This window comes from Novosphingobium fuchskuhlense (genome assembly GCF_001519075.1).
In the GTDB taxonomy this organism is placed as follows: domain Bacteria; phylum Pseudomonadota; class Alphaproteobacteria; order Sphingomonadales; family Sphingomonadaceae; genus Novosphingobium; species Novosphingobium fuchskuhlense.
On the sequence record NZ_KQ954245.1, the window covers coordinates 473,121 to 494,274 of the forward strand.

Below are 21,154 nucleotides of genomic sequence, written 5' to 3' on the forward strand. Positions count from 1 at the left end.
TCGTCCCGGAGATCTCCCCATTTCCCCCGAGCTAGTTGTCGGGGGAAATGGGGAGGGAAACTGCCCGCAGCTTGGTCGGCAAGGCAACTGCGTCAGGCGGCTTTCACCCGGTTCGTCCCGCGCGCGATCTCCTTCTTCAGATCGCGCACGTAGGCATCGAAATCGAGCTGGATCGTGTGCCGGCGCGCTGCGTAGTAGTGCCCCGTGTGGTAAGCCTCGTCGGCCTTGATGATGCGGTGCATCTCGTCCTGTGCGGGAGGGGTATAGGTGCCCGCGAGGTAAGCTGCGATCAGCTTCGATTGCTGCTCGGCAAAGTTGACCAGCGTCGGCAGTGGCTGGCCGAGGCCTGCATAGAACAGATCCGGCACTTCCGGCTTCATGATCCGCTTGAACAGCGGCGGCGGCCGGTTGTCTGCGTCGGCACACAGCGCCGGATCATCGAAGAAGGGAAAGCGAATATCATAGCCCGTCGCCCAGACAATGACGTCGATGGCCTCGCCGCTGCCGTCCTTGAACACCACGCAGTCGCCATCGAGCCGGTCGATGCTGCCCTTCAACACCACGTCGCCTGAACCCGCACGGAGCAGGAACTCACCGGAAACCGTGGCATGGGCATCAAACGGCCCGATCTCGGGCTCGGGCAGGCCATAATCGCTCATCCGGCCGACCAGCCCCTTGATCATCCGCGTGCCGAGCGCGGTGCGCACCTTGCGCGGCATCCATGCCGGGGCCGGATTCTTGTCGATCGGCTGCCCCTTGTAATACTTCGGCAGCACCCAGACCCCGCGCCGGGTCGAAACGTAGAGCCGCTCCGCGATTGCGCGCTGCGAAAGCTCGGAGGCGATGTCCATCGCCGAGTTGCCCATGCCGACCACCAGCACCCGCTTGCCGACGCAGTTCACCGGCTCGAATGCGCTGCGGAAGGAATGGCTGTGGAGCTGTTCGCCATCGAAATGACCAGGATACTCGGGGATCCGCGCCGCCCAATGGTGCCCGTTCGCAACCACCAGCGCCTCGTATGCGCGCGTTTCGCCGGTCGAGAGCGTCACCTCCCAGCCGCCCCCGGCCTTGCGCTTCGCCTTCTCCACCTTGGTGTTGAAGGTGATCGCCTCGCGCAGGCCGAAGTGCGCGGCATAGGCACGGAAATACTGCAAGAGCTGCGAATGGTGGGGAAAATCGGGCCAGTCCGCTGGTACCGGATAGTCTTCGAAGGCCAGCCGCCACTTCGAGGTGTCGATGTGCAGGCTCTGGTAGCAAGCGGAGAGGCCGTTGGGATTGTTGTAGTACCAATTCCCGCCGATATCGTCCGAGGCGTCGAACTGGTCGTAGCTGATGCCGTGGTCCTTGAGCCGCTTGGCGACCGTGATCCCCGAGCAGCCCGCCCCGATGATGCAGACGCGGTTCACTCAGGCCTTCTCCAGCCGCACCGGCATGGTATTGAACCCGTGCAGGAACGGGCTCGCCAGTCGTTCCGGTTTGCCAGCCATAACCGGCCGTAGTCCTCGCTGCACGATCTCGTCGATCACCGCAGCGATCTGCACCTCCGCCAGCCGCGCGCCCACGCAGCGGTGGATTCCATGCCCGAAACCGATATGCCGCCGCGCATTCTCGCGCGTCACGTCGAAGCGCTCGGCGTTGGCGAACACGCTCTCGTCGCGGTTGCCCGAGATGTACCACATCACGATCTTCTCGCCTTCGCGGATGACCTGGCCGCCTACCTCCACATCGCGTGTTGCGGTGCGGCGCATGTGTGTCACCGGCGTCTGCCAGCGGATGATTTCCTGCGCGGCATTCGCCGAAAGGGTCGGATCGGCGTGCAGCTTGTCCAGCTCCTCGGGATAGCGGTGCAACGCCTCGGCCAGCCCGGCGATGGAATTGCGCGTGGTGTCATTCCCGGCCACGATGAGCAGCGCGATATTGGCGAGGCGCTCCAGCGCGGGCAGGTTCCCCATCGCCTCCGAATGAACCATGCGGCTGAGGAGATCGTCCGTCGGCGGCAAACCCTTGCGTGCGTCGAGCTCACGGTCGAAGCGCGCGAGCATCTCGCCCATCTGCTTCATCCATTCCGCACGGTATTCCGGAGTCAGGTTGTCGGCCGAAACGCCGCTGCCATAGTCCGACCAGCGCTTGAGATCGCGCCACTCCTCGAAGGGGAAGTCGAACAGGCTGCACAGCATTCCTAGCGTCTGCGGGATGGCGAGCTGTTCCACCCAGTCGAATGTCTCGCCGAGCGGCAGCGCGTCGAACAGCATTTTCGCGCGCTCGCGCACCTGGGCTTCCAGCTTGATCATCTGGCCCGGACTGAAAGCGGGCGCGATCACCTTGCGCTGCGCGGTGTGGATCGGGGGATCCTGCGCGATGAAGTTTGGAAAGTCCGCCTCGTTGACCGACTCGGCTATGGTGATGTTTCCCCGCTGCCACGATGAGGAGAACACCTCCGGCATGAGCTCGATTTCCTGGATCGTCTCATGCGTCGCGGCCGACCAGTATCCGCCGAACGGGCTTTCCGGACGCCAGCTCACCGGCATCTCGCGCCGCAGGAAAGTGAACGGCTCGCGCCAGGTATCCTCGGTGTAGAGCGCGTCGGCGCTAACGTCGTAAGGGTTGATTGCCCGCTCAAGGGTCTGGCTTGCCATGTCCTGCTCCGATTGACCGCGCTCGATTGCCGACGCTGCCTTGCTGCAAAGTATGTTTAAGCGCCCGCTTAAAGTCCAGCCCCATTGGTGTGCAGAATGTTGGGTGGACGCCGTCATCCCATCGCACTAGAACGGCGTCATTCCCCGGGGAGCCGCTAGGCCGGAGCGAGGTTTCGCGAAGGCTTTCAAAAATGGCTGAGAGGGGCGGTTAGCATCGCCCGACCCGTCGAACCTGAACCCGTTAGCACGGGCGGAGGGAGCGGTCAGTCTGCATGCCAGAGCCCGCCATCCGTCCGTTCAAAAGGAGCGTGCACAATGGCCGATATCAACTCCCGCCTCGAAAATGGCCCGCAGGCAACGCCCATCGGCGTTACCACAGGTCCGATCCGGGGCAGCCGCAAGATCCATGTCGAAAGCCCGCGCTTCCCCGGCTTGACAGTTGCCATGCGCGAGATTTCGCTCGAACCCAGCTCGGGTGAGCCGCCCTTGCGCGTCTACGACACCTCCGGCCCTTACACCGACAGCAATGCCGTGATCGACATCGCCAAGGGCTTGCCCCAGCTCCGCCGCGACTGGATCATGGGCCGCGGTGATGTCGAGGAATATACCGCGCGCGAAGTGAAGCCCGAGGATAACGGCCAGCTCGGTCCCGATCGTTCGGGCGGTGTCCCCGGCTTCCCCAATGTCGTCCAGAAGCCGCTCCGCGCCAAGGCTGGCGGCAACGTTACCCAGATGCACTACGCGAGGGCGGGCATCATCACCCGCGAGATGGAATATGTCGCCATCCGCGAAAACCTCGGCCGCCGTCAGCTCAAGGAAGCTCTTGCGCGCGACGGGCAGGACTGGGGCGCTGCGATCCCCGATTACGTCACCGCGGAATTCGTGCGTGATGAAGTCGCCCGCGGCCGCGCGATCATCCCCAGCAATATCAATCACCCCGAATCCGAGCCGATGGCGATCGGCCGCAACTTTCTCGTGAAGATCAACGCCAATATCGGCAACTCCGCCGTCGCTTCGGATGTCGCGCAGGAAGTCGAGAAGATGGTCTGGTCGGTCCGCTGGGGCGCGGACACCGTCATGGACCTCTCGACCGGCCGCAACATCCACGACACACGCGAATGGATCCTGCGCAACAGCCCCGTCCCGATCGGCACCGTGCCGATCTATCAGGCGCTGGAAAAGGTCGGCGGCATTGCCGAGGATCTCACCTGGGAGATTTTCCGCGACACGCTGATCGAGCAGGCTGAGCAGGGCGTCGACTACTTCACGATCCACGCCGGCGTGCGCCTGCCCTACATCCCGCTCACCGCCAAGCGCGTGACCGGCATCGTCAGCCGCGGCGGCTCGATCATGGCCAAGTGGTGCCTAGCGCATCACAAGGAATCGTTCCTCTACGAGCACTTCGACGAGATCACCGAGATCATGAAGGCATACGACATCGCCTATTCGTTGGGCGATGGCCTGCGACCGGGCTCGGTCGCCGATGCCAACGACGAAGCCCAGTTCGCCGAGCTTTACACGCTAGGCGAGCTTACCAAGCGCGCATGGGAGCAGGACGTCCAGGTGATGATCGAAGGCCCCGGCCACGTGCCGATGCACAAGATCAAGGAGAACATGGACAAGCAGCTCGCCGCCTGCGGCGAAGCCCCGTTCTACACGCTCGGGCCGCTCGTGACCGATATCGCCCCCGGCTATGACCACATCACCAGCGGCATCGGCGCCGCGATGATCGGGTGGTTCGGTACCGCCATGCTCTGCTACGTCACACCTAAGGAACACCTCGGCTTGCCGGACCGCGATGACGTCAAGGTCGGCGTCGTCACCTACAAGCTCGCCGCCCACGCCGCCGATCTCGCCAAAGGCCACCCCGCCGCCAAGCTGCGTGACGATGCGCTGAGCCGGGCGCGCTTCGAGTTCCGCTGGCGCGACCAGTTCAACCTGTCGCTCGATCCGGACACGGCAGAGCAGTACCATGACCAGACACTCCCCGCAGAAGGCGCCAAGACCGCGCACTTCTGCTCGATGTGCGGCCCCAAGTTCTGCTCGATGAAGATCACGCAGGAAGTGCGCGATTTCGCGGCCAAGCAGAACGCCGGGATCGACAGCTTCGTCGCGAACGAAGCCGAGGCCGAAGCCGGCATGGCGCAAATGAGCGAAAAGTACCGCGAGGCTGGAAGCGAGTTGTACCTCCCAGCGGCGGAATAAGCCCTATCCCTCCTCGAGCTTGCTCGGGGAGGGAGACCGCCCGCAGTGAGGTGAAGTGGGAAGTCCCAAAGGTTGCAATCGATCTCAGACCGCGTCACCCTTGGCGCACAGCAACCAAGGGGAACACCAACGATGACCGACGCAAAAGCTATGATCCAGACGATGATCGCGCTCGCCTCCGCCTCGCTCGGCCTTGTCGCCGCGCTGGCCTGGAACGAGGCGATCAAGGCCACCCTCGCCATGCTTGGCATGGGTGACAACCTCGCCGGGCTTTACAGCTACGCCGTCGTCGCGACCGTGCTTGCCGTCACCGTCCTCACCATTCTCGGCCGCATCAGCGCTCGCATCGGCGGCGAAGCCGCGATCCAGCGCGAGGCGGAGGGCTGAGGCTGCCAGGCTAACTCCGCTTCAGCCGCACCAGCGCTTGATCGAGTGCGGAGAGAAACCGCGAGCGGTCTGCCTTTGAAAACGGTGCCGGACCACCGATGATGTCGCCGCCCGCGCGCAGGTCCGCCATGATGGCGCGGGTGGCGATCTGGCTGCCGATCGAATTGGCGGTGAAGGGTTTGCCGTTAGGGGCGAGCACTTGCGCGCCAGCCTTGAGGCAGCGGTCGGCCAGGAGGATGTCGGCGGTTACCACCACGCAGGTCGAGCCCGCTTCGCCGGCGATCCAGTCGTCCGCTGCATCGAAGCCATCACTGACCACGACGCGCCGCACCAAGGGATGCACGGGCACGCGAAACGGCGCATTGCTTACCACCACGACGGCGACTTCGTGGCGCCAGGCGACTTTGTAGATCTCGTCCTTGACCGGACAGGCATCGCCGTCGACCAGAATGCGGATGGGAGCCGTGTCTTCGTTCATCGTCGGCCCCTGCCACACCGGACCTGCCGGCGACAGGGCCGATCGTTCAGGTGCTGCGCTTCATATTGTCGAGACCGGCCACTACACCCGGCTTCTGGCTGGGATTGGAAGCGTTCTGCTTCTTCGGCCCTTCCGCCTTGGGCTTGCGCACTTCGCGGTTCGACTTTTTCTGGCTCTTGGCCATGCTCGCTCTCCGTCCCGACGGAATGGCCGGGGATCAGCTATGGGCCTTTGCGCAGGGCTTGGCCAGCATTCCCGGCAGGGTAGGGCGAGCGGGTCGAAAAAGCCCCCGGCTAAGCGCCGAACAGACGCTTGTCGGGGGCTCGTTCTCGTCAGGCAGAGTTCAGCTGCCCACGGCAATCAGTTCGAGGCGACCTGGATGCCGAGCGCGCGGGCTTCGGCCTGGGTGAACTCGACCGACTGGTTGTTGAAGGTGCCGGTCACATACCGGCCGCGTACGTGAAGTTCGAACGGTGCCTTGCCGTTGAAAGCGGTGCCCTTGATCACGCGCTCGCCGGCCGCGACTTGCGTTGTGTAGGTGTAGGTGACACCCTCGTGGGTGAACTTTGCGGCAGTCTCGTCGGCATGGGCGAGAGCGGGAGCGGCGATCAGTGCGGCAGCAGCTGCGATCTGAAAGGACTTGAGAAACATGGCAATATCTCCTTTTAAAGCGGAAGAAATTGCCTTCGAGCACCCCTGTTTTCTTGTTGAGGCGGATATGGTGCAGCGCACAATGCCCCGCAAATGTAATGATCGCGGACCCACTTGCAAAACACGCAACAGGATGTTTCCAAGCCTCTTGCTGGCCCTGTCGGTCGCCCTTCCGGGCCTGCTGTCGGCCTGTACGCCGGAGGCCCCTGCGACAGCGTCGCTGCCGTCTCCCACCGTTGCCGGAGGCTGGCAGATGGCCGATCCGAAAGACGAGGATGTTCAGGCGGCCGCCCGCTACGCCGCCGGTCTGGTGCCTAAGGGGCATGGAGCCGTAGCGGAAGTGACCGCAGCCGAAACCCAGGTCGTTGCGGGCACCAATATCCGGATGGTGCTCCGCTTTGCCGATGGCTCGCACTGGAAGGCGACAGTCTGGCAGCGTCTCGATGGCAGCTTCATGCTCACCGAGGCGGAGCCACTTCGCTGATCTTTCAGCGTTTCCTGACGAACTCGGCGCGCAGGACGAGACCCTTGATCCCGTCGAAGCGGCAGTCGATCTCCTGCGCGTCACCCGTGAGGCGGATGGACTTGATCAGCGTGCCGCGCTTCAGGGTCTGGCCCGCACCCTTGACCTCGAGATCCTTGATCAGCGTGACCTGATCCCCATCGGCAAGCAGGTTGCCCACGGCATCGCGCACTTCAACAGTGCCCTCTGCCGCGCGCTTGGCTGCAAGCTCGGACGCCGGCATCCATTCGCCGCTGTCCTCGTCGAACACGTAGTCTTCATCGCTCATGTCTGGCCCTTGCCCGAAAGGGCAGGACCTGTCCAACCCATAAGGCCAGCCATACCAGCACGGGTTGCAGAAACAGCCGCGGCACATGGTAACCAAGCCCCAGCCCATGGTCGGGCCGCGCCATGTCGCGGATGAAATGGACGATGTTTGCTGGAAACACGCAGACCGCATAGGCGGCGAGGCCCCATCCCGCTGCACGGCGCAGGGCGGGGGACCAAGGCTGCAGCAGTCCGGCAGCGCCTGCCAGCTCCGCCACGCCGGTCAGCGCAATCACGAGTTCTGGCGCGGGAACCCAGCCCGGCATGATGCCGAGAAATGGGCGAGGCAGCACGAGGTGCAGAATGCCGGCCAGCGCATAGAGCAGCGCCAGCACCCAGCGGGTCAGTGACCGTGCCTCGTTCAGTCGCGCAGCAGTTCGTTGATCCCGGTCTTGCTCCGGGTCTGCGCATCGACGGTCTTCACGATCACCGCACAGTAGAGCGAGGGGCCGGGGGAGCCATCGGGAAGGGGCTTGCCCGGCATGGCGCCGGGAACGACCACAGCATAGGGCGGCACACGGCCGATATGGACCTCGCCGGTCGCACGGTCGACAATCTTGGTCGAAGCGCCGAGGTAGACGCCCATCGAAAGCACCGCGCCTTCGCCCACGATCACGCCTTCGGCGACTTCCGAACGCGCACCGATGAACGCGCCGTCCTCGATGATGACCGGGCCGGCCTGCAGCGGCTCGAGCACGCCGCCGATGCCCGCGCCACCCGAAATGTGCACGTTCTTGCCGATCTGTGCGCAGGAACCGACCGTCGCCCAGGTGTCGACCATCGTGCCCTCGTCGACATAGGCCCCGATGTTCACGAAGCTCGGCATCAGCACCACGCCTTTGGCGATATGCGCACCGCGCCGGGCCACAGCGCCGGGGACCACGCGGAAGCCCGCCTCACGGAACCGGTTCTCGCCCCAGCCGGCGAACTTCGAGGGCACCTTGTCGTAAGCCGGTGCGCCGCCCGCACCCTGCTCGATCACGGCGTTGTCATTGAGCCGGAACGAGAGCAGCACGGCCTTCTTGAGCCACTGGTTGACGGTCCATTCCCCGTCCACCTTTTCGGCCACGCGTACCTTGCCGCTGTCGAGCAGTTCGAGGGCTGCCTCCACGACGTCGCGCACGGCCGCGCTGGCGGGCGTGACATTGGCGCGGTCTTCCCACGCGGCTTCGATGGCGGCCTGCAGGTCTGCGGTCATGGCTCATGGCTCCAGGAAAATCAGAGCGCGGGGCCTAACCGAGCGCGCGGCTCCCCGCAAGCTCCGCGGATAGCAATTCAAGCCACAGCGGGAGGTCGTCGACGACGAGATCGATCGCGGCATCATCCTTCGCGCGGTCGCCCCATTCGCTGGCGCAATCCAGCCACACCGTCTGCATGCCCAGGGCCTTGGCCGGCGGCAGGTTGCGGGCGGAATCCTCGACGAAAACGGCGCGCTCAGGGGCGATGCCGAAAGCCTCGATCAGGCCGTGGTAGGCCGATGGTTCGGGCTTTGGCTTGTAGTCCATCGCGATGACGTCCCACATGCCCTCGAAGCAATCGGAAAGACCGAGCGCCGCCAGCACCTTGTCGGCATAGGGCTGGTCGCCGTTGGTGAAGATGAGCCGCCGCCCCGGCAGCGCCATGATCCGCTCGGCAAGGCGCGGTGCCTGCGCCAGCACGCCCATGTCGACATCGTGCACGAAATCGAGGAACTCGCGCGGGTCGATCGCGTGGTAGTGCATCAGGCCTGCGAGCGTGGTGCCGTGATCGTGGAAGTACATCTTCTGCACGCGCCGCGCTTCCTGCGCATCGCAGCCGAGCAGATTGGCTATGAACAGACCCATGCGCTGGTCGATCTGGCCGAACAGGCCGCAGGCGGGGGGATAGAGCGTGTAATCGAGATCGAAGATCCAGCAATCGACGCGGGTGGGGTCAAACGCCAAGGGTCAGCTCCCGGCCTTGGCGGGGACGATGCGGCGCAGCCGTCCGCCCGAACCGTCCTCGAGAATGTAGAGCGATCCGTCCGGCGCTTCCTTGATCTCGCGGATCCGGCTGCCGAGGGGAATGCGTTCGATTTCCTCGCCGCGCTCGCCAGAGGTGGCCACCCGCACGAGGGCCTGCGCGACCATGCCGGTGCAGATGGCATGGCCTTTCCACCCCGGGAAGAGATTGCCCTTGTAGAAGATCAGATCGCCCGGCGCGATGACCGGGTTCCAGCTGATGGCCGGGGCTTCAAGATCCGGACGCGTGGCGTGGCGCGGGATCGGCGTCCCGTCATAGTTGTCACCGTTGGAAACGAGCGGCCACCCGTAGTTCTTGCCCGGCTTCACGAAATTGAGTTCGTCCCCGCCCTTCGGCCCGTGTTCGAGATCCCAGAGTTGTCCCTTGGTGTCGAAGGCAAGGCCAAGCGCGTTGCGGTGCCCATAGGACCAGATCTGCCGGCCCGCGCCGGGCTTGTCGGCAAAGGGATTGCCGGGGGCAGGGCGCCCGTCCGGCAGGAGACGCAGGATTTTGCCGAGGTTGACCTTCAGGTTCTGCGCAGGGGTGAAGCGCTGGCGTTCGCCGGAACTGACGAACATGTACTGTCCATCAGGGGAGAAGGCGATGCGGTGAGAGAAATGTCCCTCGCCCTGCAGCTTGGGACCCTGCCGCCAGATCACCTTGAGGCCGACGAGGCGCGGGCCACCGGCCGCCGCGAGATCGAGTTTGGCGCGTCCGACAACGGCTCCGCGCGTGTCGTTGATGCCCGCCTCGACCCAGCTCAGGTAGATCATCCTGCTGGTGCGGTAATCGGGTGCCGGCACGACATCGCCGAAGCCGCCCTGGCCGCCGTAAGCGACCGCTGGCGCGCCGGCCACGTCCCGCACTGGCCGATCCTTGCGCCAGAGCTTGAGCTTGCCCGCTTTTTCGGTGATGAGCGCATAGGCGCTGCCGGGCAGGAAGGTCATCGCCCAAGGTTCGTTGAAGGTGGCCTCATCGGTCACTGTCACTTCGGTGATCTGCGGCGTGGGGCTGGTGACGATGACATTGTCACCAGCCGCAGCCGGGCAACCTGCCAGAGCGAGGCAGGCCGCTGCCAGACTGGAAAGGACAGACATTCTCATGGGCACTACCATGCCAGCGAATGGCGCTGCTGTCAGCGGCGGTTCGGCTTTTGCGGGGAACGGTTCAGCTTCTCCGGCAAGCCAGCCCGCCGGTCTCACCGTCGGCGTCGACGAGGCGGGGCGCGGGCCGTTGGCGGGGCCGGTGGTGGCGGCGGCCGTGGTGCTCGGGCCGGAGCCACCCGAAGGGTTGGCCGATTCCAAGATGCTCAGCGCTGCGCGCCGCGCCCGGCTAGAGCCTGCCATCCGCGAGCGGTGCCAGTGGGCGCTCGGCGTGGCGGACGTCGAGGAAATCGACCGGCTTAACATTTTTGCCGCAACGATGCTGGCGATGACCCGTGCGGTTGCTGCTTTGGCGGAGCAGCTGGCTGGGCATGGGGCGGGGCCGGGTATCGGTCTGGTGCTCGTCGACGGAAATCTCACACCGGCGAACCGCTGCGAAGGATGGTGCTGGGAGGCCCGGGCGATCGTGCGCGGCGATGCGAGCGAGCCGTGCATCTCCGCTGCCTCCATCCTCGCCAAGGAGCACCGCGACCGCCTGATGCGTGCGGCTGCGGCCGAGTTTCCGCACTATGGCTGGGAACGCAACGCGGGCTACGGCACGGCCGAGCATATGGCGGCCTTGCGAGCGCACGGGGCGAGCCCCCATCATCGCCGCAGCTTTGCCCCGGTTGCTGCCGTGTTGGCCTGAGCCGCCGCGCAAACTTTTTTCGGCGGCGAATCCTTGGTGCAACACCACCAGATATGGTGTGCGAGCGAGGCGCGAGACTCCGGATATGGACGCGGACTCGTTCCGTTCTCACCTCTTGATCAGCCGCGACTCGCCGGATTCCCGCGAGTCGTGGCTTGACGGCGAGTCGCGGATGATTCACCAGTCTTGTCGCATCAACAGGGGACGAGACAGCAATGGTGGCTCTGGCAAAGGAACGTCAGGCGAAAACGGCGGTGCGCGCTCTGCGCAGCAGTGCAGCGGCGGCGGTGACGAAGCTCGCGCTCCCGCTGGGGCAGATCCTGCGCGGCGACTGCATCGAACGGATGCGCGAATTGCCGACGGCTTCGATCGATCTGATCTTTGCTGATCCGCCCTACAACCTCCAGCTCGGCGGTGATCTGGCGCGCCCCGATGGCAGCCATGTCGACGCAGTCACCGATCACTGGGACAAGTTCGACAGCTTCGAGCGCTATGACACGTTCACCCGCGAATGGCTGACCGAGGCCCGCCGGCTGCTGAAGCCCGATGGCGCGATCTGGGTGATCGGCTCCTACCACAACATCTTTCGCGTCGGTGCGCTGCTGCAGGATCTCGGCTTCTGGATCCTCAACGATATCGTGTGGCGCAAGGCAAACCCGATGCCCAATTTCAAGGGCACGCGCTTCACCAATGCGCACGAAACGCTGATCTGGGCCTCGCGCAGCGAAAAGGCGAAATACACCTTCAACTACCGCGCGATGAAGACGCTCAACGACGAGCTCCAGATGCGCTCTGACTGGGTCCTGCCGATCTGTGGCGGCCCCGAGCGCATCCGCAAGGACGGGGTCAAGGCGCACCCGACGCAGAAGCCCGAAGCGCTGCTTTACCGGATCATGCTGGCGACAACCAATCCCGGCGATGTCGTGCTTGACCCCTTCTTCGGCACAGGCACCACCGGTGCGGTCGCGCGCCGACTGGGCCGGGAATGGATCGGCTGCGAGCGCGAGGAAGACTACATCGCGGTTGCCGAGGAACGCATTGCCGCTGCGCTGCCACTCGATGAAAGCGCGCTGACCACGATGATGAGCAAGCGCAGCGCGCCGCGGGTCGCCTTCGGCCAGCTGGTCGAAAGCGGCATGATCGCACCGGGTACGGCGCTGTTCGATCGCAAGCGGCGCTGGAATGCCAGTGTGCGGGCAGACGGGTCGATTGCCGCTGGCGATCAGTTGGGCTCGATCCACGGCGTCGGCTCTGCCGTGCAGGGCGCACCGTCCTGCAACGGCTGGACGTTCTGGCATATCGAGCACGAAGGCGAGGTAAAGCCGCTCGACGCGCTGCGCCAGCTGTATCTGCTCGCCGTGGAAGACTGACATGCTGCCGCTGTTGGGCCTGATGCCCGATCCTCTGGTGCTGCGTTGCCATGCGCGCTGGACCAAGGCGATGGTTCTTCGCGCTGTGCGTCTCGCCGCATGCCGCAAGGTGCGGTAGAACGCTCCCATGGCGCAAAAGCTCTACATCCGTCCGATTGCCTTCGCGGATAGTCCGCAGAGCGAGGAAGGCGGCGCAATCCGGCTTGCCGGCGGTCTCGTCTATGCCTCGCGCTTTGCGCTGATCCTGCGCGATGGCCACAAGGTGCTCTCCCGGCGCCGCTTCTCCGTGGATGAGGCAGGAGATCTGTTCGGCGCGCTGCCAGATGCTCCGGCCGCCGAAGCCGAGGTGCAATGGGCCAACCTGAAGGCCGTGCATGCACCGCTGGCCTGCGGTGCGCGCGTTCTGCGGCTCGATCAGCCGCAGGTCATGGGCATCCTGAACGTCACGCCCGACAGTTTTTCGGATGGCGGCAAGTTCCTCGACAAACCCGAGGCTGCGCTCGAACACGCGGCCGGGATGCTGGAAGCAGGCGCGGCGATCATCGATGTTGGCGGCGAGTCTACACGTCCCGGTGCCCCGGCGGTCTGGGAGGGTGACGAGGTCAAGCGAGTTGTGCCGGTCATCCACAAGCTCGCCGCGAGCGGTGCCGCGATTTCCATCGACAGCCGCCGATCGACCGTGATCGCCGAAGCACTGGCCGCAGGGGCGCATGTCGTCAACGATGTCTCCGCGCTGCGCCATGATCCGCGCTCCGTGGACGTCGTGGCGGCGAGCGGCGTGCCGGTTGTCCTGATGCATGCGCCCGGCGGGGAGAAGGACCTCCATGCCGATGGCGACTATGCCGATGTCGTGCTCGATGTGTTCGATGCCCTGCGCGACCGCCGCGATGCCGCAATCGCAGGCGGCATTGCGCGCGACAGGATCCTGCTCGATCCCGGTATCGGTTTCGGCAAATCGCTGGCCGAGAACCTCGCGCTGATCAACGCACTGCCGCTGTTCCATGCGCTTGGCCAGCCGCTTCTGCTGGGGGCGAGCCGCAAGCGGATGATCGGCGCACTCTCGGGCGAAGTGCCGGCGCACCAGCGGCTCGGTGGTTCGGTGCTGCTGGCTGCGAAGGGCTTCGAGGCCGGAGCGCAGATGGTGCGCGTTCACGATGTCGCGGAGACGGTGCAGGCCCTGCGCGTGTGGCGGGGACTGCGCGATGCGGCGCTGACGGACTTCAGTCAGCTCGGCGCCTGACCGGTATGGGCGGGGCGCCAAGCGCCTCGTTGTGTTCGCCGATCCGCGGTGCCGGCTTCACTTCGAAGCTGCCGACAGAGAAGCTCACCGGACTGCGCATCTTGAGATACGCCCCCTCGGTCGGGTGCGTACGCTGCTGAAAGAAGTCGACCGCCTTGAGGTGCGGGTCCTCCGTCAGATCATCGAGATCGCGAACAGGCATGGCCGGAATCTGGTGTTCGGCCATCTTCGCGGCCCATTCCGCCATTGTCAGCTTGGGCGTGCGTTTGGCCATTTCCTCATAGAATGCGCTGATGTTGCGCATGCGCGCGGGGTAGTCAATGAAGCGCGGGTCTTCGGCAAGCTCCGGCGCGTCGAGAAGCTCGATCACCGTATCGATGGCATCAGGGGTGTAGGGCACGATCGCCACATAACCGTCCTTGGCCGGAAAGGGCTGGCGGAACGGATCGAGCTGCCGCGGATAGCCTGCAGGTTCCTTCGGCGGCACCAGCGTCTGACCGTAGAGGTGCTCCTGCATCATGAAATGCGTGAAGGTCTCGAACATGGGCACTTCGACGAACTGACCCTCGCCGAAACGCAGCTTGTGGATCACCGCCGCCATGACGGCCCACGCGCCGTGGAGCCCCGCCACCTTGTCAGCCACCAGCGAGGGGAAGAACCGCGGCACCGGATTGCCGTCGACCCGGCTCAGCAGGTTGGTCGTGCCGGTCGCCGCCTGGATCACGTCGTCATAGGCCTGCAGATCGCCATAGGGCCCGGCCGAGCCGAACCCGGTGCAATGCACATAGATGATGTCGGGCTTGATCGCCTTGACGTCCTCATAGCCGAAGCCGAGCCGGCTGATCGCCTTGCCGCGCACATTGTGGATGAAGACGTCCGCTTCGGCGAGTTGCGCCGCCAGCACGGCCTTGCCTTCGTCGCTCTTGAGATCGAGCGCGAGGCTGCGTTTGCCCTTGTTGAGATTGAGCGTGCAGGGGCCCATGCCGGGCGTTGCCGCCGGCTTCCCGGCGTGCCTGAAGATGTCTCCCGCAATCACCTCGACCTTTATGACGTCCGCGCCGAGATCGGCCAGCGTCTCGGTCGCATAGGGACCGAAAACAACGCTGGTCAGATCGACGATGCGGATGCCTTCCAGCAGCTTTTGCCCGGTCATTTTCGCGCTCTCCTCCCGGCGGCTTCCCGGCCGCCTGTGAAGAGACTTACCAGCCCCGTGGCAGGGAGCAACGCTGCCAGAATCGAGAGGGTCAACCGACCTGATACGTCAAGCGACGTTGTCGATCCCGAGTTCGGTGAGCTTGCGATAGAGCGTCGAGCGTCCGATCCCCAGCCGGCGAGCCACTTCGGTCATGCGGCCCCGGTAGTGGCCGATGGCAAGCCGGATCACGTCGGCCTCGATCTCTTCGAGCGGACGCAGGTTGCCGTCGGGCGAATAGAGCATCACGCCGGCGCCTTCGCTCTGCCCGGGAGCCGCGCGCGGCGCCTCGCCGATCAGGCTGGAAAGGTTGGGGAAATCCTGTGCGGTCAGCGCTTCGCCGTCACAGAATACGGCGGCGCGGAACAACGTCGCCTGGAGTTGGCGCACATTGCCCGGCCAGTCGTAGGCCGCCAGCAGCGCCAGCGCACCATCGGTGATGCCCAGCGGGCGCAGGCCCGGCTGCTCGCCGATGCGGGTCAGGAAGTGGCGCGCGAGTGCGGGTATGTCGCCTGCCCGCTCGCGGAGCGCAGGCAGATGCACATGCACGCCGCTGAGGGCCTCGAGCAGGATGGGATCGAACAGCTGGACGTCGACGAGATCGCCAAGGGCCGCGTTGCTGCAAACGATCACGCGGACATCGAGGCGGAAGCTGTGGCGGGCGCCGATAGGCTGGATATCGCCGCGCTGCAGGAATTGCGCGAGGCGGGTCTGCGCGGGTAGGCAAAGCCGGTCGATTTCGTCGATCACCAGCGTGCCGCCGTCGGCATGCTGCAGCGCGCCGACATGGCGCTCGAAGGCGCCCGGAAAGGCGCCCTTTTCATGGCCGAACAGCACCGATTCGATCTGGTTGGCCGGGATCCCGCCAGCATTGACGATACGCAGCGGGGCCTTGGCGCGGGGGCTGGCCGCATGCATTGCCCGCACCAGCATTTCCTTGCCGGTGCCGCTTTCGCCCTCGATCAGAACCGTGTTCTGTGTTCGCGCAGCCTTTGCAGCGACGGCCAGCGCAGCACGAAATCCGGGAGCGGCACCGATCATCGAATCGAAATCGAGCGTGCCGGTGAACTTTTCGGTGAGCGGTTGAAGCTCCTCGGGCGATTCTTCGCGGCGGGTCGCGGTCCGCAGCGCCTGCAGCAGGCGATCCGGTGCGACAGGCTTGATGAGATAGTCCGAAGCACCTGCGCGCATGGCTTCCACAGCAAGCAGCGGAGAAGCGCTGGTGGTGATCATGAGGATCGGCAGGGCCGGCCGACGCGCCTTCAGTTCCGCGATGAGTGCGCAGGCCTCGTCACCCGGAACCCATTGATCCAGAATGATTGCATCCAGCTGCATGCCCTGGCGTGTGCCGAGCGTGGCGATGGCCGTTTCGGAATCGCGGGCGATGATCGTGCGCCAGCCTTCACGCGCTGCCAGCGCCGAAATGAGACGGCACTGCGCTGGTTCATCATCAATCAGCATCAGTAGCCGATCAGTGGGCTCTGCCATGGCTTCCCCGGTCCTTTTGCATAGTGCCGGGGTCTAGCCCAATTGGGTAAAGGGCAGATTAAGCGCGGGAACAGCCGGTTCCGCTTGAGCCGAGGTTGCGCCGCCGCTAGAGCTTGCAGTCAATCGGACGTTTAAAACGCAATGAGGAAGGGTTTGTCATGGGCGCCACCAACAATGCCGGGAACAACATCAAGGCAGCAACGGCCACGTACGAAGGCTTCGTCGGCATGATCAAGGTAGCCGTTCCGGTGATCTCGGTCATCGTGCTGTTCGTTATGTACCTGATCGCTTGATCGCGCGCATGGGGGCGGCAACAACGATCGCTGTCCTGCGTGAGCGGGCGAGCGGGGAGCATCGGGTGTCGGCGACGCCTGAGACGGTGAAGAAGTTCATCGGTCTCGGCGCTGCGGTCCGTGTGGAGGCAGGGGCAGGGCTCACCGCCTCGATCAGCGACGAGGCGTTTGCGGCCGCCGGTGCCGAGATCGTGGCCGATGGCGCGGCAGCTGGCGCGGACATCGTGCTTGGCGTGCAGGGGCCTGAGCCTGATCTTCTGGCCGGTGCCAAGCCCGGTGCGTGGGTCGTCGCCTCTCTGGATCCCTTCGGCCAGCGCGGGCGCGTCGATGCCTATGCGGCAGGCGGGTTCGAGGCGCTGGCGATGGAATTCATGCCGCGCATCACGCGTGCGCAGTCGATGGACATCCTTTCGTCGCAGTCGAACCTTGCCGGTTACAAGGCGGTGATCGTGGCGGCGGACCTCTATGGCCGCGCCTTTCCGATGATGATGACCGCGGCGGGCACCGTTTCGGCGGCCAAGGTTTTCGTCATGGGTGTCGGCGTTGCCGGCCTCCAGGCGATTGCCACCGCGCGCCGCCTTGGCGGGCAGGTTTCCGCGACTGACGTGCGCTCGGCCACCAAGGAACAGATCCAGTCGCTCGGCGCCAAGCCGATCTTCGTGGAGAACGTGGCGGGGATCGAGGGCGAGGGCGCGGGCGGCTATGCCACCGAGATGAGCCCGGAATACCAGGCTGCGCAAGCAGAACTTGTTTCCAGCCATATCGCCAAGCAGGACATCGTGATCACCACCGCTCTGATCCCGGGCCGGCCGGCGCCGCGCCTGATCACGGACGCGCAGATCGCGACGATGAAGCCCGGCTCGGTAATCTTCGATCTTGCCGTTGCATCGGGGGGCAACGTCGAAGGATCGGTCGCCGATCAGGTCGTCGAGAAGCATGGCGTCAAGATCGTTGGCTATTCCAACACCGCGACGCATCTGGCTGCCGATGCTTCGGCGCTGTTCAGCCGCAATCTGTTCAATTTCCTGTCCGCATTCTGGGACAAGGAGCAGGGCAAACCCGTGCTCGACGAGGAAATCGGCAATGCCATCCGCCTGACGCAGGGCGGCAAGGTCGTCAACGAACGACTGCTCGGCTGAGGGGGGCTGACATGGACTTCATTTCAATTCTGAGTGTGTTCGTGATGGCCTGCTTCGTAGGCTATTACGTGGTGTGGTCGGTGACCCCGGCGCTGCATACGCCGCTGATGGCGGTCACCAACGCGATTTCCTCGGTCATCGTGGTTGGCGCCCTGGTCGCTGGGGCGGCCGAAGGCTCGGTCATCTCGAAGTGGCTGGGGCTTGGTGCCGTGGTGTTGGCCTCGGTCAACATCTTCGGCGGCTTCGCCGTCACCGAGCGCATGCTTGCGATGTACAAGAAGAAGGAGAAGAAGTGATGGAACACGTCACAACTCCTCCCTGGGCGATGCTTGCCTATCTGGCGGCCGGCGTCCTGTTCATCATGGCGCTTCGCGGGCTGTCGAGCCCGGCCACCTCGCGCGCCGGCAACCGCTACGGCATGGTCGGCATGACCATCGCCATGGTCACCACCCTGCTCACGCATGGCATTGCCAGCCTGCCTGAAATTGCAGGCGCCATCGCAGTTGGCGGCGGCCTTGGCTTCGTGACCGCGCGGCGAATCAAGATGACCGACATGCCGCAGCTCGTGGCGGCCTTCCACTCGCTGGTGGGTCTCGCGGCGGTGCTGGTCGGCCTTGCTGCCTATCTCAACCCGATCGCATTCGGTATCGCCGGGCCGGACGGGGTGATCGAGGTGCAGAGCCGGATCGAGATGGGTCTCGGCATCGCCATCGGTGCGATCACCTTCTCGGGCTCGGTCATCGCGTTCCTCAAGCTCAATGGCAACATGAGCGGTGCACCGATCATGCTGCCCGGGCGCCACGCGATCAACCTCGGAACGCTGCTCGCGATCCTCGGCCTTGTCGGCTACTTCACGCAGGACCAGGCACCATGGGTGATCGCGGTGATCACCGCGCTCAGCTTTGCCATCGGCTTCCTGTTGATCATCCCGATCGGCGGGGCGGACATGCCCGTGGTCGTCTCGATGCTCAACTCGTACTCGGGCTGGGCTGCGGCGGCGATGGGCTTCACCCTGCACAACACAGCGATGATCATCACCGGCGCGCTGGTGGGTTCGTCGGGCGCGATCCTCTCGTACATCATGTGCAAGGCGATGAACCGCAGCTTCATCTCGGTGATCGCCGGCGGCTTCGGGGCAGCGCCCGAAGCGGCAGCTGGCGGCGCGGCCAAGGTCCAGCGTCCGTGGAAGCGCGGCTCGGCAGAAGACGCGGCGTTCCTGATGAAGGAAGCCGAGAACGTCATCATCATCCCGGGTTATGGCATGGCGGTGGCGCAGGCCCAGCACGTGCTGCGCGAGATGGGTGACCTGCTCAAGAAGGAAGGCGTCAACGTCAAGTACGCCATCCACCCCGTCGCGGGCCGTATGCCCGGCCACATGAACGTGCTGCTTGCTGAAGCGAACGTGCCTTACGATGAAGTCTTCGAGCTCGAGGACATCAATGGCGAGTTTGCACAGGCCGACGTTGCGTTCATCATCGGCGCCAACGACGTGGTCAATCCGGCCGCGAAGACAGACAAGTCCTCGCCAATCTACGGCATGCCCGTGTTCGATGTCGACAAGGCCAAGACCGTCATGTTCATCAAGCGCTCGATGGGCGGTGTCGGCTATGCCGGTGTCGACAACGACGTGTTCTACATGGACCAGACCATGATGCTTCTCGCCGACGCCAAGAAGATGGTCGAGGACATCAACAAGGCGCTCGCGCACTGATGCGATCGCGCTGATCGGTGGCTCCAGGGGAACAGGAGGCATCGCCGCACAAAAAGGCGAGCTTCGTTCGGGTGCTCTCACCCGGCGAAGTCTTCCTTCTGACGATCTCGGCGCTGTCTCCGGTTTTCTCGGTCTTCATCGGTGGCAATGCCATTCTCCATCTGGCCGGGACCGGGGCGGCCATAGGGTTCATCTGCGGTGGCACAATCGCGGCGACCATGGCGCTGCTTTTTGCCGAATTATCAGCCAGTTTCCCCGGGGCTGGCGGTGTTTATCCAGCGCTCAACGTGATCCTCGGGCCACGTTGGACCTATCCTTTTGTGCTTCTGCGCACTGTGATCATGTTCCCGCTGCTCGCCTTCGGCGCAACGGGTGTCGGGCCCTATATCCGCCTCTTTTTGCCGATGTTGCCCGAAGATCTTGCCGTACTCGGCACGCTCGCGGTGGCAGCCATGATCGCCTCAACGCAGATCCGGCGTGGAGCCCAGGTCATCGCGGCGTTCCTGATCCTCGAACTGCTGGCCTTGCTGGTTCTGACGGGAGCGGCGCTGATCCATTTCAAGACGGCGAACCTCGCTCTCGTGTTCAACCCGATCTATGCGGTCAGCAGAGACAGTATTGCATCCGCGCCGCCTGCCAATGTTGCTCTCGCAGTGATCGCCGGGGCCTTCATGGCAGCTGGCGCGGACTGGGCCACTTTCTTTGCGGAGGACATGCACGACGCCAGGCGGCGCATCGGTCCGGTCGTTGCTTGGACGGGGCTGATCGCCGCAATTTGCATTGCCGTGCCCGCGGTGCTGATGATCCTTGCCATCGACGATGTGCCGGCCACCCTTTCCGCCGAAGCGCCCATGGCGCATTTTCTTGATCGGACGACAAGTCCGTGGATCAGTTCGGTGGTCTCGCTCGGCATCATCGCCGCCATCTTCAACAACGTCATAGCCGTGATGATGGCGCTTTCCCGGCAGCTGCATGCGATGGGCCGCGACGGGGTCTTCATCGCCCCGATCAACGCCATTTTGCGCAGCGTCAGCCCGCGCACCCGCGCACCGACGGGTGCCCTGATTGTCTTGCTGGTCCTCGGCGGGGCTTGCCCGTTCCTGGGGGAGCGTCGGCTCGTGCTGCTCACCAGCGCCAATTTTTCCGAGTGCCTGTTGCTGGGGCTGGCCGTGCTGACCGGGCGCCGGGCCGGCATGATGAGTGAACACTTCCGCATCCGTCTGCACCCCCTCGTGCCTGTGCTGGCGGTGTTGCTCAGCGTCTCGATCGTGGCCGCAGGCTGGGCGGACGCGGAAACGGGACGGGTCTCGATCGGGCTCCTGCTGACCGTTTTCGTGACAGCATTCTTCTGGCATGAGCTGTCGCGGCGCATGGGGCGTGCCACCGTTGTGCTTACCGGGAGTGATCTGGAATGACCATCCGCTTGGCCCGTGCCGCGCTTCTTGCCGGCTGCCTCGGTCTGGCTGCGGCCTGTACACCCGCCAAGCTGGCCGAAGGCCGCGTCCGCTCGGCCCTCATGGATGCGGGCCTCTCCCGGCCCAATGCCGCTTGCATGGCCGAGCGCATGACCGACCGACTCACGCTCGGCCAACTGCGCAAGCTCCAGGCGTTGCAGAGCCCCAAGCGTTCGATTGCCGACTACGTCCTCACCGTGCGGCGCGTCGGTGACAGCAAGCTGGTCGAGGTCACGGTCAGTTCGGCGCTCCTCTGCGCCAGCGGTCTGGCGCCCGAGCGCAAGCCCGGCTAGGGCTCGACGACCGCTTT

24 protein-coding genes are annotated in these 21,154 nt (G+C 64.7%); 12 read left to right on the top strand and 12 right to left on the bottom strand.

Annotated elements, in window-relative coordinates:
• Positions 1–92: 92 nt before the first annotated feature.
• Positions 93–1,406 carry a flavin-containing monooxygenase gene (locus AQZ52_RS18910; RefSeq protein ID WP_067910937.1) on the bottom strand — a complete coding sequence of 438 codons (1,314 nt, stop codon included), beginning with the start codon at positions 1,404–1,406 and terminating at the stop codon, positions 93–95.
• Positions 1,407–2,636, bottom strand: a complete 1,230-nt coding sequence (locus AQZ52_RS18915; protein ID WP_067910940.1) for a cytochrome P450 — start codon at positions 2,634–2,636, stop codon at positions 1,407–1,409.
• Positions 2,637–2,951: 315 nt separating this feature from the next.
• On the opposite strand from AQZ52_RS18915, the gene thiC reads away from it, so the two are divergent.
• Both thiC and AQZ52_RS12015 read left to right on the top strand, forming a co-directional pair.
• Positions 2,952–4,841 carry a phosphomethylpyrimidine synthase ThiC gene (gene thiC, locus AQZ52_RS12010; RefSeq protein WP_067910943.1) on the top strand — a complete coding sequence of 630 codons (1,890 nt, stop codon included), beginning with the start codon at positions 2,952–2,954 and terminating at the stop codon, positions 4,839–4,841.
• A 132-nt stretch (positions 4,842–4,973) separates the two neighbouring features.
• Positions 4,974–5,228 (top strand): DUF5654 family protein, encoded by a 255-nt coding sequence (locus tag AQZ52_RS12015; RefSeq protein WP_067910946.1) that lies wholly within the window; start codon positions 4,974–4,976, stop codon positions 5,226–5,228.
• 10 nt (positions 5,229–5,238) lie between these two features.
• On the opposite strand, the gene AQZ52_RS12020 is transcribed toward AQZ52_RS12015, so the two are convergent.
• The 3 genes from AQZ52_RS12020 to AQZ52_RS12025 all read right to left on the bottom strand — a co-directional run bounded on the left by AQZ52_RS12020 (position 5,239) and on the right by AQZ52_RS12025 (position 6,357).
• Positions 5,239–5,706, bottom strand: a complete 468-nt coding sequence (locus tag AQZ52_RS12020; protein ID WP_067910949.1) for a YaiI/YqxD family protein — start codon at positions 5,704–5,706, stop codon at positions 5,239–5,241.
• Positions 5,707–5,752: 46 nt separating this feature from the next.
• A complete protein-coding gene (locus tag AQZ52_RS18760) occupies positions 5,753–5,890 on the bottom strand; it encodes a hypothetical protein (protein WP_169793744.1) in 138 nt (45 codons plus the stop codon).
• A gap of 176 nt (positions 5,891–6,066) precedes the next feature.
• Positions 6,067–6,357 carry a hypothetical protein gene (locus AQZ52_RS12025; RefSeq protein ID WP_067910952.1) on the bottom strand — a complete coding sequence of 97 codons (291 nt, stop codon included), beginning with the start codon at positions 6,355–6,357 and terminating at the stop codon, positions 6,067–6,069.
• A gap of 253 nt (positions 6,358–6,610) precedes the next feature.
• On the opposite strand from AQZ52_RS12025, the gene AQZ52_RS12030 reads away from it, so the two are divergent.
• The gene (locus AQZ52_RS12030) at positions 6,611–6,841 is read left to right on the top strand and encodes a cystatin family protein (RefSeq protein ID WP_156424919.1); all 231 of its coding nucleotides are present in this window, start codon (positions 6,611–6,613) and stop codon (positions 6,839–6,841) included.
• A 4-nt stretch (positions 6,842–6,845) separates the two neighbouring features.
• Here AQZ52_RS12030 and AQZ52_RS12035 read toward each other — a convergent pair whose 3' ends face one another.
• Genes AQZ52_RS12035 through AQZ52_RS12055 form a run of 5 tightly spaced genes read right to left on the bottom strand, consistent with a single transcriptional unit; the run spans position 6,846 to position 10,269 of the window.
• Positions 6,846–7,148 carry an alkylphosphonate utilization protein gene (locus AQZ52_RS12035; RefSeq protein ID WP_067910959.1) on the bottom strand — a complete coding sequence of 101 codons (303 nt, stop codon included), beginning with the start codon at positions 7,146–7,148 and terminating at the stop codon, positions 6,846–6,848.
• Positions 7,138–7,521, bottom strand: a complete 384-nt coding sequence (locus AQZ52_RS12040; RefSeq protein ID WP_240481614.1) for a DoxX family protein — start codon at positions 7,519–7,521, stop codon at positions 7,138–7,140. Before AQZ52_RS12040 ends, AQZ52_RS12035 begins: the two co-directional genes overlap by 11 nt.
• A 26-nt stretch (positions 7,522–7,547) precedes the next feature.
• Entirely contained in the window at positions 7,548–8,384 is an 837-nt protein-coding gene (dapD, locus tag AQZ52_RS12045; RefSeq protein ID WP_067910963.1) for a 2,3,4,5-tetrahydropyridine-2,6-dicarboxylate N-succinyltransferase, read from the bottom strand.
• 34 nt (positions 8,385–8,418) lie between these two features.
• Positions 8,419–9,108 (bottom strand): pyrimidine 5'-nucleotidase, encoded by a 690-nt coding sequence (locus AQZ52_RS12050; RefSeq protein ID WP_067910966.1) that lies wholly within the window; start codon positions 9,106–9,108, stop codon positions 8,419–8,421.
• A 3-nt stretch (positions 9,109–9,111) separates the two neighbouring features.
• Positions 9,112–10,269 carry a PQQ-dependent sugar dehydrogenase gene (locus AQZ52_RS12055; RefSeq protein ID WP_338045506.1) on the bottom strand — a complete coding sequence of 386 codons (1,158 nt, stop codon included), beginning with the start codon at positions 10,267–10,269 and terminating at the stop codon, positions 9,112–9,114.
• On the opposite strand from AQZ52_RS12055, the gene AQZ52_RS12060 reads away from it, so the two are divergent.
• From AQZ52_RS12060 to folP, 3 genes are all read left to right on the top strand, one after another.
• Positions 10,268–10,957: a ribonuclease HII gene (locus AQZ52_RS12060; RefSeq protein WP_240481615.1), complete on the top strand. Its 690-nt coding sequence runs from the start codon at positions 10,268–10,270 to the stop codon at positions 10,955–10,957. The two genes, AQZ52_RS12055 and AQZ52_RS12060, sit on opposite strands and share 2 nt — an antisense overlap.
• Before the next feature lie 215 nt (positions 10,958–11,172).
• Positions 11,173–12,327, top strand: a complete 1,155-nt coding sequence (locus AQZ52_RS12065) for a site-specific DNA-methyltransferase (protein ID WP_067910971.1) — start codon at positions 11,173–11,175, stop codon at positions 12,325–12,327.
• Between the two features lie 127 nt (positions 12,328–12,454).
• The gene (gene folP / locus AQZ52_RS12070; RefSeq protein WP_067910973.1) at positions 12,455–13,567 is read left to right on the top strand and encodes a dihydropteroate synthase; all 1,113 of its coding nucleotides are present in this window, start codon (positions 12,455–12,457) and stop codon (positions 13,565–13,567) included.
• Here the strand turns inward: folP and AQZ52_RS12075 are convergent.
• Positions 13,548–14,720, bottom strand: coding sequence for a CaiB/BaiF CoA transferase family protein (locus AQZ52_RS12075; protein ID WP_067910974.1), 1,173 nt, complete (start codon positions 14,718–14,720; stop codon positions 13,548–13,550). The two genes, folP and AQZ52_RS12075, sit on opposite strands and share 20 nt — an antisense overlap.
• 108 nt (positions 14,721–14,828) lie before the next feature.
• Positions 14,829–16,247, bottom strand: a complete 1,419-nt coding sequence (locus tag AQZ52_RS12080) for a sigma-54-dependent transcriptional regulator (protein ID WP_067910976.1) — start codon at positions 16,245–16,247, stop codon at positions 14,829–14,831.
• Between the two features lie 158 nt (positions 16,248–16,405).
• Here AQZ52_RS12080 and AQZ52_RS18560 point away from each other — a divergent pair, with 158 nt between their 5' ends.
• From AQZ52_RS18560 to AQZ52_RS12105, 6 genes are all read left to right on the top strand, one after another.
• Entirely contained in the window at positions 16,406–16,540 is a 135-nt protein-coding gene (locus AQZ52_RS18560) for an aa3-type cytochrome c oxidase subunit IV (protein WP_156424920.1), read from the top strand.
• An 8-nt stretch (positions 16,541–16,548) separates the two neighbouring features.
• Positions 16,549–17,679 (top strand): NAD(P) transhydrogenase subunit alpha, encoded by a 1,131-nt coding sequence (locus tag AQZ52_RS12085; RefSeq protein ID WP_067910978.1) that lies wholly within the window; start codon positions 16,549–16,551, stop codon positions 17,677–17,679.
• An 11-nt stretch (positions 17,680–17,690) separates the two neighbouring features.
• Positions 17,691–17,975 carry a proton-translocating transhydrogenase family protein gene (locus AQZ52_RS12090; RefSeq protein ID WP_067910980.1) on the top strand — a complete coding sequence of 95 codons (285 nt, stop codon included), beginning with the start codon at positions 17,691–17,693 and terminating at the stop codon, positions 17,973–17,975.
• Complete coding sequence (locus AQZ52_RS12095; RefSeq protein ID WP_067910982.1) at positions 17,975–19,390, top strand: NAD(P)(+) transhydrogenase (Re/Si-specific) subunit beta; 1,416 nt, start codon at positions 17,975–17,977, stop codon at positions 19,388–19,390. Before AQZ52_RS12090 ends, AQZ52_RS12095 begins: the two co-directional genes overlap by 1 nt.
• Before the next feature lie 71 nt (positions 19,391–19,461).
• Entirely contained in the window at positions 19,462–20,805 is a 1,344-nt protein-coding gene (locus AQZ52_RS12100; protein WP_067910983.1) for an APC family permease, read from the top strand.
• Complete coding sequence (locus tag AQZ52_RS12105; protein ID WP_067910984.1) at positions 20,802–21,137, top strand: hypothetical protein; 336 nt, start codon at positions 20,802–20,804, stop codon at positions 21,135–21,137. The genes AQZ52_RS12100 and AQZ52_RS12105 overlap by 4 nt, the downstream gene beginning before the upstream one ends.
• The last annotated feature ends 17 nt before the right edge of the window (positions 21,138–21,154 follow it).

What these genes read in the sequence shown, in the direction of transcription:
- AQZ52_RS18915 (WP_067910940.1), bottom strand. Translation starts at nt 2,636, where the DNA reads ATGGCAAGCCAGACCCTTGAGCGGGCAATCAACCCTTACGACGTTAGC.
- thiC (WP_067910943.1), top strand. Translation starts at nt 2,952, where the DNA reads ATGGCCGATATCAACTCCCGCCTCGAAAATGGCCCGCAGGCAACGCCC.
- AQZ52_RS12015 (WP_067910946.1), top strand. Translation starts at nt 4,974, where the DNA reads ATGACCGACGCAAAAGCTATGATCCAGACGATGATCGCGCTCGCCTCC.
- AQZ52_RS12020 (WP_067910949.1), bottom strand. Translation starts at nt 5,706, where the DNA reads ATGAACGAAGACACGGCTCCCATCCGCATTCTGGTCGACGGCGATGCC.
- AQZ52_RS18760 (WP_169793744.1), bottom strand. Translation starts at nt 5,890, where the DNA reads ATGGCCAAGAGCCAGAAAAAGTCGAACCGCGAAGTGCGCAAGCCCAAG.
- AQZ52_RS12025 (WP_067910952.1), bottom strand. Translation starts at nt 6,357, where the DNA reads ATGTTTCTCAAGTCCTTTCAGATCGCAGCTGCTGCCGCACTGATCGCC.
- AQZ52_RS12030 (WP_156424919.1), top strand. Translation starts at nt 6,611, where the DNA reads ATGGCCGATCCGAAAGACGAGGATGTTCAGGCGGCCGCCCGCTACGCC.
- AQZ52_RS12035 (WP_067910959.1), bottom strand. Translation starts at nt 7,148, where the DNA reads ATGAGCGATGAAGACTACGTGTTCGACGAGGACAGCGGCGAATGGATG.
- dapD (WP_067910963.1), bottom strand. Translation starts at nt 8,384, where the DNA reads ATGACCGCAGACCTGCAGGCCGCCATCGAAGCCGCGTGGGAAGACCGC.
- AQZ52_RS12060 (WP_240481615.1), top strand. Translation starts at nt 10,268, where the DNA reads ATGGGCACTACCATGCCAGCGAATGGCGCTGCTGTCAGCGGCGGTTCG.
- AQZ52_RS12055 (WP_338045506.1), bottom strand. Translation starts at nt 10,269, where the DNA reads ATGAGAATGTCTGTCCTTTCCAGTCTGGCAGCGGCCTGCCTCGCTCTG.
- AQZ52_RS12065 (WP_067910971.1), top strand. Translation starts at nt 11,173, where the DNA reads ATGGTGGCTCTGGCAAAGGAACGTCAGGCGAAAACGGCGGTGCGCGCT.
- folP (WP_067910973.1), top strand. Translation starts at nt 12,455, where the DNA reads ATGGCGCAAAAGCTCTACATCCGTCCGATTGCCTTCGCGGATAGTCCG.
- AQZ52_RS12075 (WP_067910974.1), bottom strand. Translation starts at nt 14,720, where the DNA reads ATGACCGGGCAAAAGCTGCTGGAAGGCATCCGCATCGTCGATCTGACC.
- AQZ52_RS12080 (WP_067910976.1), bottom strand. Translation starts at nt 16,247, where the DNA reads ATGGCAGAGCCCACTGATCGGCTACTGATGCTGATTGATGATGAACCA.
- AQZ52_RS18560 (WP_156424920.1), top strand. Translation starts at nt 16,406, where the DNA reads ATGGGCGCCACCAACAATGCCGGGAACAACATCAAGGCAGCAACGGCC.
- AQZ52_RS12085 (WP_067910978.1), top strand. Translation starts at nt 16,549, where the DNA reads ATGGGGGCGGCAACAACGATCGCTGTCCTGCGTGAGCGGGCGAGCGGG.
- AQZ52_RS12090 (WP_067910980.1), top strand. Translation starts at nt 17,691, where the DNA reads ATGGACTTCATTTCAATTCTGAGTGTGTTCGTGATGGCCTGCTTCGTA.
- AQZ52_RS12095 (WP_067910982.1), top strand. Translation starts at nt 17,975, where the DNA reads ATGGAACACGTCACAACTCCTCCCTGGGCGATGCTTGCCTATCTGGCG.
- AQZ52_RS12105 (WP_067910984.1), top strand. Translation starts at nt 20,802, where the DNA reads ATGACCATCCGCTTGGCCCGTGCCGCGCTTCTTGCCGGCTGCCTCGGT.